The 16,165-nt window shown below is 50.5% G+C and carries 13 protein-coding genes; 9 read left to right on the top strand and 4 right to left on the bottom strand.

Annotated features, from left to right (window positions below; genetic code table 11):
* The first annotated feature begins 147 nt into the window (after window positions 1-147).
* On the top strand, window positions 148-825 hold the full coding sequence (locus LVQ76_RS02635) for an AroM family protein (protein WP_232904189.1): 678 nt from the start codon (window positions 148-150) through the stop codon (window positions 823-825).
* An 80-nt stretch (window positions 826-905) separates the two neighbouring features.
* Window positions 906-1,199, top strand: a complete 294-nt coding sequence (ppnP, locus tag LVQ76_RS02630) for a pyrimidine/purine nucleoside phosphorylase (RefSeq protein ID WP_034457894.1) — start codon at window positions 906-908, stop codon at window positions 1,197-1,199.
* A gap of 44 nt (window positions 1,200-1,243) precedes the next feature.
* On the opposite strand, the gene rdgC is transcribed toward ppnP, so the two are convergent.
* Window positions 1,244-2,155, bottom strand: a complete 912-nt coding sequence (gene rdgC / locus LVQ76_RS02625; RefSeq protein ID WP_064516551.1) for a recombination-associated protein RdgC — start codon at window positions 2,153-2,155, stop codon at window positions 1,244-1,246.
* Between the two features lie 125 nt (window positions 2,156-2,280).
* Between rdgC and mak the strand changes: the two genes are divergently transcribed.
* Window positions 2,281-3,192, top strand: coding sequence for a fructokinase (gene mak / locus LVQ76_RS02620; protein ID WP_232864077.1), 912 nt, complete (start codon window positions 2,281-2,283; stop codon window positions 3,190-3,192).
* A 58-nt stretch (window positions 3,193-3,250) separates the two neighbouring features.
* On the opposite strand, the gene sbcC is transcribed toward mak, so the two are convergent.
* Together sbcC and sbcD are read right to left on the bottom strand one after the other, a co-directional pair.
* Complete coding sequence (sbcC, locus tag LVQ76_RS02615; protein WP_232920888.1) at window positions 3,251-6,406, bottom strand: exonuclease subunit SbcC; 3,156 nt, start codon at window positions 6,404-6,406, stop codon at window positions 3,251-3,253.
* Window positions 6,403-7,620, bottom strand: a complete 1,218-nt coding sequence (gene sbcD / locus LVQ76_RS02610; RefSeq protein WP_232920887.1) for an exonuclease subunit SbcD — start codon at window positions 7,618-7,620, stop codon at window positions 6,403-6,405. Before sbcD ends, sbcC begins: the two co-directional genes overlap by 4 nt.
* A gap of 191 nt (window positions 7,621-7,811) precedes the next feature.
* Between sbcD and phoB the strand changes: the two genes are divergently transcribed.
* From phoB to proY, 4 genes are all read left to right on the top strand, one after another.
* Window positions 7,812-8,501, top strand: coding sequence for a phosphate response regulator transcription factor PhoB (gene phoB / locus LVQ76_RS02605; protein WP_232864080.1), 690 nt, complete (start codon window positions 7,812-7,814; stop codon window positions 8,499-8,501).
* Window positions 8,502-8,523: 22 nt separating this feature from the next.
* On the top strand, window positions 8,524-9,831 hold the full coding sequence (gene phoR, locus LVQ76_RS02600) for a phosphate regulon sensor histidine kinase PhoR (protein ID WP_232904185.1): 1,308 nt from the start codon (window positions 8,524-8,526) through the stop codon (window positions 9,829-9,831).
* A 409-nt stretch (window positions 9,832-10,240) separates the two neighbouring features.
* Window positions 10,241-11,563: a branched-chain amino acid transporter carrier protein BrnQ gene (gene brnQ, locus LVQ76_RS02595; RefSeq protein WP_232864082.1), complete on the top strand. Its 1,323-nt coding sequence runs from the start codon at window positions 10,241-10,243 to the stop codon at window positions 11,561-11,563.
* A gap of 71 nt (window positions 11,564-11,634) precedes the next feature.
* Window positions 11,635-13,017 (top strand): proline-specific permease ProY, encoded by a 1,383-nt coding sequence (gene proY, locus LVQ76_RS02590; protein ID WP_232864083.1) that lies wholly within the window; start codon window positions 11,635-11,637, stop codon window positions 13,015-13,017.
* Between the two features lie 46 nt (window positions 13,018-13,063).
* Here the strand turns inward: proY and LVQ76_RS02585 are convergent, their stop codons facing one another.
* The gene (locus LVQ76_RS02585) at window positions 13,064-13,357 is read right to left on the bottom strand and encodes a YicS family protein (RefSeq protein ID WP_232920886.1); all 294 of its coding nucleotides are present in this window, start codon (window positions 13,355-13,357) and stop codon (window positions 13,064-13,066) included.
* A 171-nt stretch (window positions 13,358-13,528) separates the two neighbouring features.
* On the opposite strand from LVQ76_RS02585, the gene malZ reads away from it, so the two are divergent.
* Together malZ and LVQ76_RS02575 are read left to right on the top strand one after the other, a co-directional pair.
* Window positions 13,529-15,343: a maltodextrin glucosidase gene (gene malZ / locus LVQ76_RS02580; protein ID WP_232904184.1), complete on the top strand. Its 1,815-nt coding sequence runs from the start codon at window positions 13,529-13,531 to the stop codon at window positions 15,341-15,343.
* A 177-nt stretch (window positions 15,344-15,520) separates the two neighbouring features.
* Window positions 15,521-16,162 carry a hydrolase gene (locus tag LVQ76_RS02575; RefSeq protein WP_232920885.1) on the top strand — a complete coding sequence of 214 codons (642 nt, stop codon included), beginning with the start codon at window positions 15,521-15,523 and terminating at the stop codon, window positions 16,160-16,162.
* Window positions 16,163-16,165 lie beyond the last annotated feature (3 nt).

Raw genomic sequence — 16,165 nt, 5'->3', positions numbered from 1 at the left:
TTTCGTTGAACATTCCGGCAGATGCTCTGCAATTATGCTGCTACGCTTTGTGGTTAATTATTGAGCGACCTTCAGCAGAGTATCATTCACAGGAAAGATACCAGTGCAGCAGTGAAGGACTGATATGGGACAAGGGCGGAACGAAACATGAAACAAACTTTGGCAATTCTCACCATTGGTGTCGTCCCGGTCAGTGAAATACTGCCGCTACTCACAGACCATATTTCTGAAGAACAAATTAAAACTTTCAGTCTGTTAGGTAATCTTTCTTATGACGAAGTGATGGAAGAATTTTCACCGTCACCCGATGAAGAACAACTTCTGACGCTGTTAACCGGTAATGTTTTGGCTTACGTGGGGAAGCAGAAAGTAGAGCGAGCGTTGCAAAGTGTTATTGAGGTGCTGGATAACCAGGGTTTCGATGTCATTTTATTGATGAGCACACACCGCTTAGCCAACCTCTCGGTGCGTAAAGGTATCTTGCTGGAGCCTGAGCGAATTATTCCGCCGCTTGTGGCTTCAATAGTCGATGGACACCAGGTCGGTATCATTCTTCCCGTTCCCGAAATGATGAAATATCAGAATAAAAAATGGGAGTTACTCCCCATTGAGCCGCTGTATGAACTGGCTAACCCTGTTCATGGAACTGAGCAAGATCTCATCGATGCAGGAAAAAAACTGGTAGAAAGTGGTGCAGATGTTTTGGTGCTGGACTGCCTTGGATTCCATCAAAAACATCGCGATTTGTTGCAAAAATCCTTAGATGTCCCGGTATTGTTATCGAACGTGTTGATTGCACGTTTAGCCTCGGAATTGCTCGCATAACGGCAGGTAATAATTTGCGTGACAGGCTCTCAAGTTCCCCTCTATATTGTTTTTTCAACTATTTTAAAAAGGGCCTGGTCATGCTTCAAAGTAATGAGTACTTTTCCGGTAAAGTGAAATCTATTGGTTTTACAAGCAGCAGCACTGGCCGCGCGAGTGTTGGGGTCATGGTTGAAGGTGAATACACTTTTGGCACGGCTCAACCAGAAGAAATGACCGTCATCAGTGGTGCATTACACGTTTTACTACCGGGTGAAACCGAGTGGAAAACTTATGCAGCGGGCACCGTGTTCCATGTTCCTGGACACAGTGAATTCCATTTACAAGTGGCTGAACCGACTTCCTATCTTTGCCGCTATCTTGCCGATAAGTAAGAATTTTATGTCCCTCTACCTCACAGGAAGAGGGACTCGCAATTTTAACGCTGGGCTTCGCCGCCTAACGCTTCAACCAGGTTCTTAATCAACGCTGCCAGTTCACCCGTCATCAGAATAAAATCTGCATCAAAACGAGCACCGAAATCTTCACGGTCAATATCCTCATTTTGGTCGCGCAGCGTATCGGCAAACTTCAGGCGCTTAATCGAACCGTCATCAGCAATCAAAAACTGAATACGTTCTTGCCAGTCGAGAGCCAGTTTGGTTACCACTTTGTCAGCTTCGATATGGGCTGCAATCTCATCACAAACCAGATCCTGCTGCTTGCAGCGAATCACACCGCCGCCTTCGAGAATAGCTTTAAGCTCAGCTTCATCCATCAGCGCAAAGCCAGGAGGCACATCGCCAGAACGCACCCACTCAGTCAGCGTCAGCTCAATAGGGGTTTCCAGCGCAAGTGGCACAACAGGCAGCGAACCGAGGCTTTTACGCAGCAGCGCCAGCGTATCTTCAGCTTTTTTAGCACTGGCACAATCGACCATGATCAAACCGTTGACGGTATCGATCCACATCATTGTTTGATTGAAACGGCTGAAAGCACGTGGCAGTAAAGAGTGCAGCACTTCATCTTTCAGAGAATCTTTCTCGGTCTTTTTCAGCTTACGAGCTTGTTCGGCTTCAAGACGGCTGATCTTCGCTTCCAGTTCTTGTTTAATCACCGGGGCCGGGAGGATTTTTTCTTCTTTACGGGCGCAAATCACAATCTGCCCGTTGGCTACATGGGTTAATGCATCGCTGTGCGAACCCATTGGCGACACCCAGCCAGTCTTCGCCATATCCTGGCTGCCACATGGGGTGAAAGTAAACGCGGCCAACTGTTTTTCCATCTCATCCGCTGAAAGCGTGATGTCACGGCTTAAACGGTAAACCATTAAATTTTTGAACCACAACATGATTATTTCCCGGACTGTCAGTTAAACGCAGCGGGCATGATAACCAATCAGCCGCTGTGTTTCATTGCCTTTACGGGGCCGTACTTCTATTCTGTTGATAACACTAATTAAATGAGGGCATCGCTGTGCGCATTGGTATCGACTTAGGTGGAACAAAAACAGAAGTGATCGCACTGGCGGATGATGGTAAACAACTTTTCCGTCATCGCCTGCCAACACCGAAAAATGATTATCAGCAAACCATTGGCACCATTGCTGAATTGGTACGCCTGGCTGAGGAGGCCACAGGTGAGAAGGGAACGGTCGGCGTTGGTATCCCAGGCTCGATTTCGCCCTACACCCGGGTGGTAAAAAATGCCAACTCAACCTGGCTCAATGGCCAACCTTTCGACAAAGACTTATGCGATGCGCTAAGCCGTGAAGTGCGTTTGGCAAACGATGCCAACTGCCTGGCGGTTTCCGAAGCCATAGACGGTGCAGCAGCAGGGGCAGCGATTGTTTTTGCGGTGATCATCGGAACCGGCTGTGGCTCAGGTATTGCCATTAATGGCCGCAGTTTGATTGGTGGCAACGGTACTGCGGGCGAATGGGGGCACAACCCATTACCGTGGATGGACGAAGACGAGCTACGTTTTCGCGAGGAAGTGCCTTGCTACTGTGGCAAACAAGGGTGCATCGAAACCTTTATTTCCGGTACCGGCTTTGGCACGGATTACCATCGCCTGAGCGGAAAACAGCTCAAAGGCAATGAGATCATGCATTTAGTCGATCAACAAGATCCTGTCGCTGAGCTGGCGATCGCGCGTTACGAAATGCGTCTCGCAAAATCACTGGCGCACATCGTCAATATTCTCGATCCCGATGTGATCGTATTGGGCGGTGGGATGAGCAACAACGAACGCTTGTACAAAACGGTGCCGCAGCTAGTGAAACCATGGGTATTTGGTGGAGAGTGCGAAACCCCAATTCGTAAAGCGGTGCACGGTGATTCCAGCGGCGTCCGTGGTGCTGCATGGTTGTGGCCATTAGAGAAATAAAAGCGGGCCTATGACGCTGTGCCTGTAGCTCAGATAAGCGCAGCGTCATCGACAAAAATCACCCGACAGCAAACTCCTTCGCCAGGCGACTCACTCCCAATCCGTTGATTTTTTTAACCTTGATCTGTACCGGAATGCGCTCTTTCATTGCTTCAACATGGCTGATAACACCGATAGTTTTTCCACTGGCGTTAAGTGTATCCAGCGCATCTAGCGCGGTATCCAATGTTTCAGCGTCCAGCGTGCCAAAGCCTTCATCAAGGAACAGCGAGTCGATACGCGTTTTATGGCTCACCAGATCGGAGAGCGCCAGTGCCAGCGCGAGGCTGACCAGGAAGCTCTCGCCACCAGAAAGTGTACGCGTGTCACGCACCGCATCAGCCTGCCAGGTATCCACCACTTGTAATTCCAGCGCTTCGCTGTCTTTTCGTTGTAGCAAATAGCGGCCATGCAGTCGGTTGAGCTGGTTGTTGGCAAGCCATACCAGGTTGTCGAGCGTCAGCCCCTGGGCAAACTTACGGAATTTGTCGCCTTCTTTTGAGCCAATCAGCGCATTGAGATAACCCCAGTCTTCAACTTGCTGCTGGCACTCAACAATGGCCTGCATCAGCCCTTGTTGGCGCTGACGGTTTTCCACGTCATGTTGTAACTGTTGTTGAATTTGCCCTTGCTGAGTGGTGTTCTCGCGCAGCTGTTGGTTGCAGCGAGCCAGTTGTTCTTGCAGTACGCTCAGTTGTATATCTTCCGCAAGTGCTTGCGGACGAGCCGCAATATGCTCTGCTAGCGCTTTCTCAGCCTGCTGGCAGAGCACGGTTTGCTGCTGGTGCTGTTGCTCAAGCTGCTGTTTCTTCTGCTCAAGCATCTGGCGTTCGTTTTCATCCAGCAACGCAGTCTGGAATGATTCGACATCGGCAAAGGGACTTGCGGCAAGCGCACTCAGGAATTGTGCGTTTGCCTGAGTAACACGAGTTTCCTCTTGCTGCAGTTGCTGTTGCAGCGTTTGCCATTGGCTCTCTAGTGCGATGCAATCGCTGTGCAACTGGTGCCAGTTTTGTAATGCTGCGATTTGTTCGCTTTCGGATAGCAACGCTGGCACGGTGCCATCGTCAATAAAGGCACTTAACACACCCTCAAGGCTTGCCAGTTGTTGCTGCAAACGCGGTAACTGTTCACTGCGTTGCTGCCAGAGTTGCGATTCCTGCTGTCGCTGTGCCAGCCAGTTATTTTCTTCACCGTGAGCGGGATGTTGCAGGCCAACATTTTCCAGGGCGGTGTTCAACGCTTCACGTTGGGTTGCAATTTCATCGGCAAGTTTATGATGCTGGACTTTCGCCTGAGTTAGCTGTTCTTCCAGCACAATGCGCTGGCTAAGCTGATGCAGCTGTTGTTCGCGCTGCTCCTCACTTTCGAGCCAGTGCTGAATATCATCTTCGGGTGCCAGTACCAATTGCAGGCTGGCGCACAGTTGTTGCCAGTGAGCACGCAGCTCATTTTCCTCTTCATCCAGACTCTTGATGGTATGAATAAGGTTTTCACGTTGTTTACGCTGTGTATCAAGCTGGCCTTTCATCGCAAAACCTGCTTCTGCAAGGCTTGCCACTTCCAGTTTTAATTTATCCAGGCGCTGCTGGTTTTCACCTGGTTGTATCGCCTGGTAATCAGCGACCGCCGGGTGTTGCGTGGAGCCGCATAATGGGCAGGGTTGCTCAGGCTGCAAAAGGGCGCGTTCAGCTTCCAGGCTGACAATGCGTTTTTCCAATTCACAGACTTTCTCCAAATCACTCTCATGCTGGCGGCGTTCTTTATATTGCTGACGTTTAAGCACCAGCTGCGCATCGCCCTCGGTAATCTGTTTCTCAAGAATGGCTAGCTCTTGTTGCTGAAGAGCTTTGCGCTTGAGTAATGAGGAGATCTGCGGTTGAAGCGTTGCAAGCCTCTGGCGCTGAGGGCGTGCGGCAATCGTCGTCTGTAAATGAGCACTAACTTCATCTGCGCTAAGAGAAAATTCAATGACGGGCAGCAGAGCGAGTTTTTTCTGGCTGGCGTCGATATCTCGTTGCAAAGTTTGTAGCTGAGTGGCATCACGCTGCTGCTGGCTGAAAGCCATTCGCCAGCCCGCCAGTTCTGCGCCCCACAAGCGAAAATGTCCGTGGGTTTTCAGCCATTCCTGAAGTTGAGTGTTCTCATCAGTTAGTTTTGCAGCCTGGCTTGCTGCAGCGAGCCGGGTTTGCTGGCGGCGTACCTTTGTCTGAAGTAAGCGAGTGTTCACTTCTTCAGTTTTAATGAGCGTTGCTTGTAGAGTGGTTTGTAACTCCTGTAACCGTTTCCAGTCCGGGCGCAATTTTTCTGCGGGTTGCGCTCGGGTGAGTTTTTCTAACTGCGGTGCCGCTTCTGTTATCGCATGGGTTGCTGCATTCAACGCCTGTTGGGTCTGCGTATGCTTATGCGTGAACTGCGAAAGCAGGCCGAGCCACTGCTGCTGCTGTTGGAGTTTAATCTGTTCTGCAAGCTGTACTTTTTCTTCAGTAGTAAGTGCCTGCAAACTCTCAGAAAGCTGCTGACGCTGCTCTTCGCTTAATAACGCCACACCCGCAGCCTGGGCTTGCAGATTCTCAAGTTGGCTGCGCACATTTTTATGGTTTTCGAATACTGCCGCTGAAACGGTACCGTAAATCTCAGTACCAGTCAGCTCTTCAAGCAAGGATGCGCGGTCATTGGCATCGGCATTTAAAAAGGCAGCGAACTGCCCTTGGGAGAGCATCATCGAACGGGTAAAGCGGTCGTAATCCAGCCCGGTCAATTTGGCGGTCATATCAAGCTTATCTTTGACTTTATCGGCGACAATCTTGCCGCTTTCCACTTCAGCAAGTTCTACGCGCGGGGCTTGCAGATTGCCGTTTACCGCGTTGCGTGCCCGGTTCTGGCTCCAGAAAGCACGGTACGCCACGCCTTTAACTTCAAACTCCACTTCCGCCAGGCATTCGGCGGTGTCTCGTGTCATTAAATCATTTTGCGACTGTGAGACAGTATTGAGGCGCGGGGTCTTGTGGTAAAGCGCGAGACAAATCGCATCGAGCAGCGTGGTTTTCCCTGCACCGGTTGGCCCGGTGATAGCAAATAATCCGTTGCTGGCAAAAGGCTCACTGGTGAAATCAATTTTCCATTCCCCTTTCAGGGAGTTGAGGTTTTTTAACCGCAGGCTAAGGATTTTCATGCCTGTTCCTCCGTGTCATGCAGGCTTGCTACGGTTTGAGCAAACAGAGTGCGCAGGCGTTGCGCGCGTTCTTCGGTGGTCTCTTCCTGAACCAAACGGCGCTCAAATACTTCCTCAACCGTCAGTTCACTCAGCGTTTCTTTATGCTGCTGAGCAATTACGCGCTCTCGCTGCTCACGGCTGCGACGTAGCAAAACCACCTCCACGGGGAGTGTTTCGGTCAGTTGCTGAATATGGCGTTGCATATCATGTAGATATTCGTCGGTAGCAATTTCAATATCCAGCCACACTTTGGGTTCTGCGGGGGCATCACGCCACTGTTCTAGTTGCTGTTCAATCTCAGACAGCGAGCCTTTGATAACGGCTAAAGGTTGGCTGACAGGAACCGTCAGCGGGGTAACTTCGTGAAGCTTACCTTCATTAAACTCAACCAGATAAACGCTCTTATTCTTGCCTGTTTCGTCAAAACTAAGCGGAATAGGTGAACCGCTGTAACGGATATGTTCGGTACCGCCAATTAATTGCGCACGATGAATATGGCCAAGCGCGATGTAATCGGCATCCGGGAAATGCTGCGCCGGGAAAGCATCAAGCGTGCCAATATAGATGTCACGCACCGCATCGCTTTTGGTGACGCCTACTGTAGTTAAATGCCCGGTAGCGATAATTGGCAGCCTGGCATCAGCGCGTAAATCGCAGGCCGCGCGATAGCACTGTTGATAGTGCTCGCTGATGGCTTCCATTAAAGAACGCTGTTTCTCATGGCCGGACAGCCCCGCCTGGCTATTTTGAATATCGCGTGGGCGCAAAAATGGAATAGGGCAGAGAATCGCACCGGGTTGACCGCTTTTGGATTTTAGAACAATAGCTTGCTGGCTGGTATCATGGCGTGCGCTGGCAATCACATATGTGTTCAGGCAGGCCATGAGTTCGCGAGACTCATTAAGCGTCGCGACGGAATCATGGTTTCCGGCAAGCACCACGAGCGAGCATCCCGTCGCCTGAAGCTGCACCACAAAGCGGTTATACAATTCTCGCGCATAGCTTGGCGGCGAGCCGGTATCAAAAATGTCACCCGCAACGATTATGGCATCCACATCATTTTCAACGACAGCGTTGAGCAGCCATTCAAGAAAAGCCTGGTGCTCAGGACCGCGACTTTTGGTATAAAAATTTTGACCAAGATGCCAGTCTGATGTGTGAATTATGCGCATGACCTGTCCGGTGGCTTAAAAATGAAGTCCCGATTATAAGGGGACGAGGCAAAAAACGGCATATGTCTCTGTGTCATAAATCAAAGTGATGGGTCATCAAACAGTCATGTTTTTCATAAATCTGTCATAAATCTGACGCATAATGGCGCTGCATTGAAACAACAATAATTATTCCTTGAGCAGGGCGAATCATGGCGAAGCGTATTTTAGTCGTAGAAGATGAAGCTCCAATCCGTGAGATGGTGAGCTTTGTGCTCGAACAAAACGGTTTTCAACCTGTAGAAGCGGAAGATTATGACAGCGCAGTGAATCTGCTGATTGAACCCTTTCCTGACCTGATTTTGCTGGACTGGATGCTACCAGGCGGCTCTGGTATTCAGTTTATTAAACATCTGAAACGTGAAGCATTGACCCGCGAGATCCCGGTGATGATGCTGACAGCGCGTGGCGAAGAAGAAGATCGTGTGCGTGGCCTTGAAGTCGGGGCTGATGATTATATTACAAAGCCATTTTCCCCGAAGGAGCTGGTGGCACGCATTAAAGCTGTCATGCGTCGTATTTCTCCTATGGCAGTAGAAGAAGTGATCGATATGCAGGGGCTAACACTTGATCCGTCGTCGCACCGCGTCATGGCTGGTGAAAACCCACTGGATATGGGGCCAACCGAGTTTAAGTTATTACACTTCTTTATGACGCACCCGGAGCGGGTGTATAGCCGTGAACAATTGCTCAATCATGTATGGGGCACCAATGTGTATGTCGAAGACCGAACGGTGGACGTACATATTCGGCGGTTACGCAAAGCGCTCGAACATAGTGGGCATGACAGAATGGTACAAACAGTACGCGGTACGGGTTATCGGTTCTCAACCCGCTTTTAATTCCTTATCAGGAGAGTGACGCGTGCTGGAACGGTTGTCATGGAAAAGGCTGGTACTGGAGCTGCTGCTCTGTTGTATACCTGCCGTCATTTTAGGCCTTATTTTTGGCCATTTACCCTGGTTTTTATTACTGGCAGTCACTGGGCTGCTGGTTTGGCATTTCTGGAATTTGCTGCGTTTGTCGTGGTGGTTGTGGGTTGATCGCAGCATGACGCCTCCGCCAGGGCGGGGGAGCTGGGATCCGTTGCTCTACGGCCTTCACCAGATGCAGTTGCGTAATAAAAAACGCCGCAAAGAGTTAGGTAACCTGATTAAGCGCTTTCGTAGCGGTGCAGAATCATTGCCCGATGCAGTAGTGCTCACCACCGAAGAAGGGACGATTTTTTGGTGTAACGGCCTGGCTCAACAGTTGCTGGGCTTACGCTGGCCGGACGATAACGGGCAAAACATCCTTAACTTGCTGCGTTACCCTGAATTTACCCGCTATTTGTCGCAGAAAGATTTTGCTCGCCCGCTGACTCTCGTGCTCAACAATGGCCGTCATCTGGAATTTCGCGTAATGCCTTACAGCGACGAACAGTGGCTGCTGGTGGCGCGTGATGTGACTCAGATGCACCAACTTGAAGGGGCACGCCGTAACTTTTTTGCCAACGTTAGCCATGAACTCCGTACACCATTGACGGTGCTGCAAGGTTACCTGGAAATGATGCAGGACCAAACCCTTGAAGGCCCGCTGCGCGAGAAAGCGCTGGGCACGATGCGCGAACAAACCTCGCGTATGGAAGGGCTGGTTAAGCAGCTTCTCACGCTGTCAAAAATTGAAGCGGCTCCGGCGATGGTGCTCAATGAAAAGATTGATGTGCCACTGATGTTGCGTGTGGTGGAGCGCGAAGCGCAAACCCTCAGCCAGCAAAGACAGACGTTACAGTTTGATATCGACTCAACCCTGAAAGTGTTTGGTAATGAAGAACAATTGCGCAGTGCGATTTCGAACCTCGTATACAACGCAGTAAACCATACGCCAGATGGCACATATATTACGGTGAGCTGGAAAAGGATTGCCGGTGGTGCCTGCTTTAGTGTTGCAGACACAGGGCCTGGCATTTCAGCTGAACACATTCCGCGATTGACCGAGCGTTTCTACCGTGTCGACAAAGCGCGTTCACGGCAAACCGGTGGCAGTGGACTGGGGCTGGCGATAGTAAAACATGCTTTGAGCCACCACGATGCGCGGCTCCATATCGAAAGCCAACTGGGTATAGGAACGACGTTTTCCTTTGTACTGCCTGAGCGTCTCATTGTTAACGAGAAAGCCATTCAGGCAGAGTAGCTTACTCAAACCGTGTCAAAATAACTTTCCACAGGCCAGTCTTCTGGTCTGTCTTTTTTTTACTCAGATGTAAATCAAAAATCCTCCGTTGGTGATATTTTAACCATATAAACGACCATAATCATTTCTGATGGATAAACTAATCCTCTGCTTTCATGGTTAATTTAAGTATATCAATCTGGTTTTTGGATCCCTTCTTGCCTTCATTCGCTATAAGCGTTTTAATTGCGGCCCTGTAATTAGTAGTCCGACTGGATTTGAGTGGTAATTCAAACAACTATTCTTCTCCACCGATCCCGGAAAGGATTTTCCGCTGTCGTAACTACCAATTGCCGCTTTTATGCCGAGTTAACAGGTATAAAAATTTGAATACTTTCAACACCACACATCCACAGGCTGCATAAATTTTATGACTCATCATTTGAAATCTCGAGACATCCTCGCACTGGGCTTTATGACCTTTGCGCTGTTTGTCGGAGCAGGCAATATCATTTTCCCGCCAATGGTGGGTTTACAGGCTGGTGAGCATGTCTGGATTGCCTCCCTTGGCTTCCTGGTCACCGCAGTTGGCCTGCCCGTTCTGACTATTGTCGCTATCGCCCGCGTTGGTGGTGGTATTGATAGCCTGAGCTCGCCAATCGGCCGCCGTGCCGGGGTGCTGTTGGCCACCGTTTGTTATCTGGCCGTTGGCCCACTGTTTGCGACACCTCGTACAGCGACTGTCTCCTTCGAAGTGGGGATTGCACCGTTGGTAGGCAGCAGTGAACTTGCGCTGTTTATCTACAGCCTGGTTTATTTTGCCATTGTTATGGCCATCTCTTTGTATCCGGGAAAATTGCTGGATACCGTCGGTCATGTGCTGGCTCCGGTAAAAATTGTCGCGTTATTGGCGTTGTCAGTCGGCGCGATTCTGTGGCCTGCAGGCGGTATCAGCACCGCGACCGAAGCATACCAACATGCGGCGTTTTCTAACGGCTTCGTCAATGGTTATCTGACCATGGATACGCTGGCATCATTGGTCTTCGGGATTGTCATTGTTAACGCGGCGCGTTCGCGTGGCGTTACTGAATCTCGTTTGCTGACGCGCTATACCATCTGGGCTGGCCTGATTGCAGGTGTTGGTTTAACGCTGATTTACCTTGCTCTGTTCCGCCTGGGTTCTGACAGTGCATCGCTGGTTAGCGATCAAAACGCGAACGGTGCCGCAATTCTGCATGCGTATGTTGCTCATACCTTCGGTGGTGCCGGTAGCTTCTTCCTCGCGGCACTGATTTTCCTGGCGTGTATGGTAACGGCGATTGGCCTGACTTGTGCGTGTGCTGAGTTCTTCAGCCAGTATCTGCCGCTGTCTTACCGCTCGCTGGTGTTTATCCTTGGCCTGTTCTCGATGGTGGTTTCTAACCTCGGTCTGAGCCATTTGATTCAGATTTCGATTCCAGTGCTGACGGCGATTTACCCACCGTGTATTGCGCTGGTGGTACTGAGTTTCACCCGTCCGTGGTGGCATAATTCAACTCGCGTTATCGCTCCGGCAATGATCATCAGTACCTTGTTCGGTATCCTTGATGGGATTAAAGCTTCGGCAATCAGTGATGTTTTACCAGCCTGGACGGCGCGTTTACCGCTTGCGGATCAGGGGTTGGCATGGCTGGCACCAACGGTTGTCATGGTGGTTATTGCCATCATTTGGGACCGCGCCGCAGGGCGACAGGTGGCATCCGCCGCCCACTAAAAATTAAAATTATGTTCAACCACGGGGCTTAGCTCCGTGGTTTTTTTTATTGTTAAGCAGGTATGGAATCAATGGAAAACGCTAATAAACTTAAGCGTGGCTTGAGTACCCGACACATACGCTTTATGGCGTTGGGTTCGGCAATTGGCACCGGGCTGTTTTATGGCTCGGCAGATGCTATCAAAATGGCCGGGCCGAGTGTGTTGCTGGCCTACATCATTGGCGGTGTTGCTGCATATATCATTATGCGTGCACTTGGTGAGATGTCGGTTCATAACCCTTCAGCCAGTTCATTTTCGCGTTACGCGCAAGATAACCTTGGCCCGCTGGCGGGTTACATCACTGGCTGGACCTACTGTTTTGAAATCCTGATAGTAGCGATTGCGGATGTTACCGCCTTCGGTATCTATATGGGGCTCTGGTTCCCAGCAGTGCCGCATTGGGTCTGGGTTTTGAGCGTTGTATTGATTATCTGTGCCATCAACCTGATGAGCGTGAAAGTGTTTGGCGAACTGGAGTTCTGGTTCTCGTTCTTTAAAGTTGCCACCATCATCATCATGATTGCTGCCGGTATCGGTATCATCGTGTGGGGTATTGGTAACGGCGGCCAGCCAACAGGTATTCATAACTTATGGAGCAATGGCGGCTTCTTCAGCAATGGCTGGATAGGCATGATTATGTCATTGCAGATGGTGATGTTTGCCTACGGCGGCATTGAAATCATCGGTATTACTGCCGGTGAAGCGAAAGACCCGGAAAAATCTATTCCGCGCGCCATCAACTCCGTACCGCTGCGTATCCTGGTGTTTTATGTGGGTACGCTGTTTGTGATCATGTCGATTTACCCATGGAACCTCGTGGGAACCGGAGGCAGCCCGTTCGTGCTGACCTTCCAGCATATGGGGATAACGGCGGCGGCAGGTATTCTGAACTTTGTGGTGATCACCGCTTCACTTTCTGCGATTAACAGCGATGTATTTGGCGTGGGTCGCATGTTACACGGCATGGCAGAGCAGGGCAGTGCGCCGAAAGTCTTCGCTAAAACCTCACGTAATGGTATCCCGTGGGTGACGGTTTTAGTGATGTGTTTCGCGTTGTTGCTGGCGGTAGTGTTAAATTACCTAATTCCAGAAAATGTCTTCCTGGTGATTGCGTCGCTGGCAACCTTTGCCACCGTGTGGGTATGGATAATGATTCTGCTGTCGCAGATTGCTTTCCGCCGCAAACTCTCACCAGAACAAACAAAGGCGCTGAAATTCCCGGTACCGGGCGGCGTTGCAACTACAGCAGTCGGGCTAGTGTTCCTGGTGTTTATTATCGCGCTTATCGGCTGGCACCCGGACACCCGCATTTCACTGTATGTTGGCTGTGTGTGGATAGTTTTGCTGTTGGTCGGTTGGCTATTCAAACGCCGCCAGATTCTCGCCGCAAGCGAAAGCAGCAACGGAGTATAATCACCGTTGTCAGGTGGACTAGCGAAAGCGACATCCACCTTCTTGCTTACATCTCCGGGCATTCCACTTTACTTATTGCATCCCAGTAGTTTTTCTCGTTGTTGCGCTCAAGCGCAATCCTCGCATCACGGATATAGGCTTTGTTATCCTCGTTAGAGAGGATTTTATTCGCCCAAACCTCATCAGATGTCTTCTTCTGCGGGTGGCAAGTCTTCTTCAAGTCATTGATAATTTGCTGTTTATATTTGCCAAACTGCAGAGATTCGTAAGCCGAATTTGCCAGAGAATTGGCAGACCAGACCACGCAAAGAAGCAGCGTAATATTTCGGACGATAGACATAACGGTCTCCTGAACGGTGAGAATATTCTCACTATAGGTAGCGCTAACTTATTAAGCAAACGGCTCAATTTCTCATCCCCCGCTTTCATCCCCCAATAAAAATAGCAACGATGAGTGATAGCCAGCTACGCTGTGGCAAGGTGGCGCAATAAATTTTCTGGGGATACGATTATGTTGAATGCATGGCACCTTCCGGTGCCCCCTTTCATACAAACACGTAAAGACAAGTTGTATATCACGCTGTGGGTTTCTGGCGATGATTTACCGCAGCGTGTAGTTCTGCGTTACGAAAAGGATAATGAAGAAACCTCAATACAGATGACGCGCCAAAAAGTGGCTCCTGAAGAAGGAGTGGTGGCATGGCGCGGCGTGATTGATCTAACCGAAGGGCAGCCGCGCCGACGCTACAGCTTCAAGCTGCTGTGGTTGGATAAACAGCGCTGGCTAACACCGCAAGGTTTGGGATCAATTCCGCCTGCAAGACTTGAGCAGTTTGCGGTTGATCTTCCGGATGACGGCCCGCAATGGGTACAGGATCAGATCTTCTATCAAATTTTCCCCGATCGTTTTGCGCGTAGTGAGCAACGCTCGCCCGAGCAGGATCAGGTTTATTATCACCATGCGGCAAAACGCGACATTGTTTTGCGCAATTGGGACGAACCGCTCAGTGGAGATGCCGGCGGATCGACATTTTATGGCGGCGATCTGGATGGGATTAGCGAAAACCTGCCGTACCTGAAAAAGCTGGGTGTCACCGCGCTGTATCTCAATCCGATCTTTACCGCGCCGAGCGTACATAAATACGATACTCAGGATTATCGCCACGTAGATGTGCAGTTCGGCGGCGATCACGCCTTTTTACGTTTGCGTAAAAATACTCAGAAATACGGCATGCGCCTGATGCTCGATGGGGTGTTTAACCACAGTGGTGATACGCATCAGTGGTTTGACAGGCAGCAAACTCATGGAGAGGGGGCGAGCCACAATCCACAATCTCCATGGCGTGATTTTTACAGCTATAACCAGGAGGGGCATGCGCTCGACTGGCTTGGGTACTCCAGTTTGCCAAAGCTCGATTATCAATCTGCCACCCTAGTTGATGAAATTTACCAGGGCGAAGACAGCGTTGTGCGCCACTGGCTGCGTGAACCGTGGGGCATCGACGGCTGGCGGCTTGATGTGGTGCATATGCTTGGTGAAGCGGGCGGGGCAAAAAACAATTTGCTGCACGTCAGCGGTATCACCAAAGCGGCGAAAGAAACTAATCCCGAAGCCTATATTTTGGGTGAGCATTTTGGTGATGCGCGCCAGTGGTTACAGACCGACGCCGAAGATGCGGCGATGAACTATCGCGGTTTTACTTTCCCAGTCTGGGGCTTCCTTGCAAATACCGATATTTCTTACGATCCGCAGCATATCGACGCACAAACATGTATGGCCTGGATGGATGAATATCGTGCGGGGCTTTCTCAGCAGCAGCAATTGCGCATGTTTAACCAGCTTGATAGTCATGACACTGCACGTTTCAAGTCGATCCTCGGTAAGGATGTTGCGCGATTGCCGCTGGCTGTAGTGTGGCTGTATTGCTGGCCTGGTGTGCCTTGTGTTTACTACGGCGATGAAGTCGGTCTGGATGGTAATAACGACCCGTTCTGCCGCAAGCCATTCCCATGGGACCCCGATCGGCAGGATCAGGATTTGCTGGCGCTTTACCAGCGCCTTGGCAAATTGCGCCACAAAAGCCGCGCTTTGCGCCACGGCGGCTGTCAGGTGATTTACGCCGAAGGCGACGTGGTGGTCTTTGTGCGTGTTTACCAGGGTGAGCGCGTACTGGTAGCGATCAACCGTGGTGAACAAGCCGCAGTCACGTTGCCGTGGGAACCGCTGTTAAACGACAAAGTCTGGACGCAGCTGGAAGGTGAAGCGACGTTTGAAAACTGCGAACTGTTGCTGCCTGCGGTTTCAGTTTCAGTGTGGCGTAATTAGGTATCCTGAAACCGGTTTCCCTTTTGCCGAGCGAAGGGGAAAACCGGTGCTATTCTTAGTTTTCGTTCCCTTCAATAAGATCCCCTTAAGTTAGACATTTCCAGATCTCATACCGTTTGGGAGGCAGCCGCTTGGACTATCTCCCTAATCAATTAGATGAAATTTAAGGAAAACTTTATGTCTATACGTGAACTGATCGACCCGAATAACTCCACTCTGATTTTTATCGACCATCAGCCACAAATGTCTTTTGGCGTCGCCAATATTGACCGCCAAGCTTTGAAAAACAACACGGTAGCACTGGCAAAAGCGGGCAAGATCTTTAACGTTCCTACCATTTATACCTCGGTCGAAACTAAAAGCTTCAGCGGTTACATCTGGCCCGAACTGCTGGCTGTTCATCCTGAAATAACCCCAATCGAACGCACCTCAATGAACTCCTGGGAAGATGCTGCTTTTGTTGCAGCGGTGAAAGCGACCGGGCGCAAGAAGCTGATTATCTCTGCGCTGTGGACCGAAGTATGCCTGACATTCCCGGCGCTAATGGCACTAGAAGAGGGCTTCGAGGTTTACGTAGTGACTGATACCTCAGGCGGCACGTCGGTGGATGCGCACGAGCGCTCAATCGACCGCATGGTGCAGGCGGGTGCGGTTCCTGTCACCTGGCAGCAAGTACTGCTGGAATACCAGCGCGATTGGGCGCGACGCGACACTTACGATGCGGTGATGGATCTGGTGCGCGAGCATAGCGGCGCGTATGGCATTGGGGTCGATTATGCCTACACCATGGTTCATGGTGCGCCGGAACGGAAAGCCTGATCT

This window comes from Buttiauxella cochleicola (genome assembly GCF_021283185.1).
Lineage (GTDB): Bacteria > Pseudomonadota > Gammaproteobacteria > Enterobacterales > Enterobacteriaceae > Buttiauxella > Buttiauxella massiliensis.
This window is presented reverse-complemented; position numbering and strand designations above follow the sequence as displayed.

What these genes read in the sequence shown, in the direction of transcription:
- LVQ76_RS02635 (WP_232904189.1), top strand. Translation starts at nt 148, where the DNA reads ATGAAACAAACTTTGGCAATTCTCACCATTGGTGTCGTCCCGGTCAGT.
- ppnP (WP_034457894.1), top strand. Translation starts at nt 906, where the DNA reads ATGCTTCAAAGTAATGAGTACTTTTCCGGTAAAGTGAAATCTATTGGT.
- rdgC (WP_064516551.1), bottom strand. Translation starts at nt 2,155, where the DNA reads ATGTTGTGGTTCAAAAATTTAATGGTTTACCGTTTAAGCCGTGACATC.
- sbcC (WP_232920888.1), bottom strand. Translation starts at nt 6,406, where the DNA reads ATGAAAATCCTTAGCCTGCGGTTAAAAAACCTCAACTCCCTGAAAGGG.
- sbcD (WP_232920887.1), bottom strand. Translation starts at nt 7,620, where the DNA reads ATGCGCATAATTCACACATCAGACTGGCATCTTGGTCAAAATTTTTAT.
- phoB (WP_232864080.1), top strand. Translation starts at nt 7,812, where the DNA reads ATGGCGAAGCGTATTTTAGTCGTAGAAGATGAAGCTCCAATCCGTGAG.
- brnQ (WP_232864082.1), top strand. Translation starts at nt 10,241, where the DNA reads ATGACTCATCATTTGAAATCTCGAGACATCCTCGCACTGGGCTTTATG.
- proY (WP_232864083.1), top strand. Translation starts at nt 11,635, where the DNA reads ATGGAAAACGCTAATAAACTTAAGCGTGGCTTGAGTACCCGACACATA.
- LVQ76_RS02585 (WP_232920886.1), bottom strand. Translation starts at nt 13,357, where the DNA reads ATGTCTATCGTCCGAAATATTACGCTGCTTCTTTGCGTGGTCTGGTCT.
- malZ (WP_232904184.1), top strand. Translation starts at nt 13,529, where the DNA reads ATGTTGAATGCATGGCACCTTCCGGTGCCCCCTTTCATACAAACACGT.
- LVQ76_RS02575 (WP_232920885.1), top strand. Translation starts at nt 15,521, where the DNA reads ATGTCTATACGTGAACTGATCGACCCGAATAACTCCACTCTGATTTTT.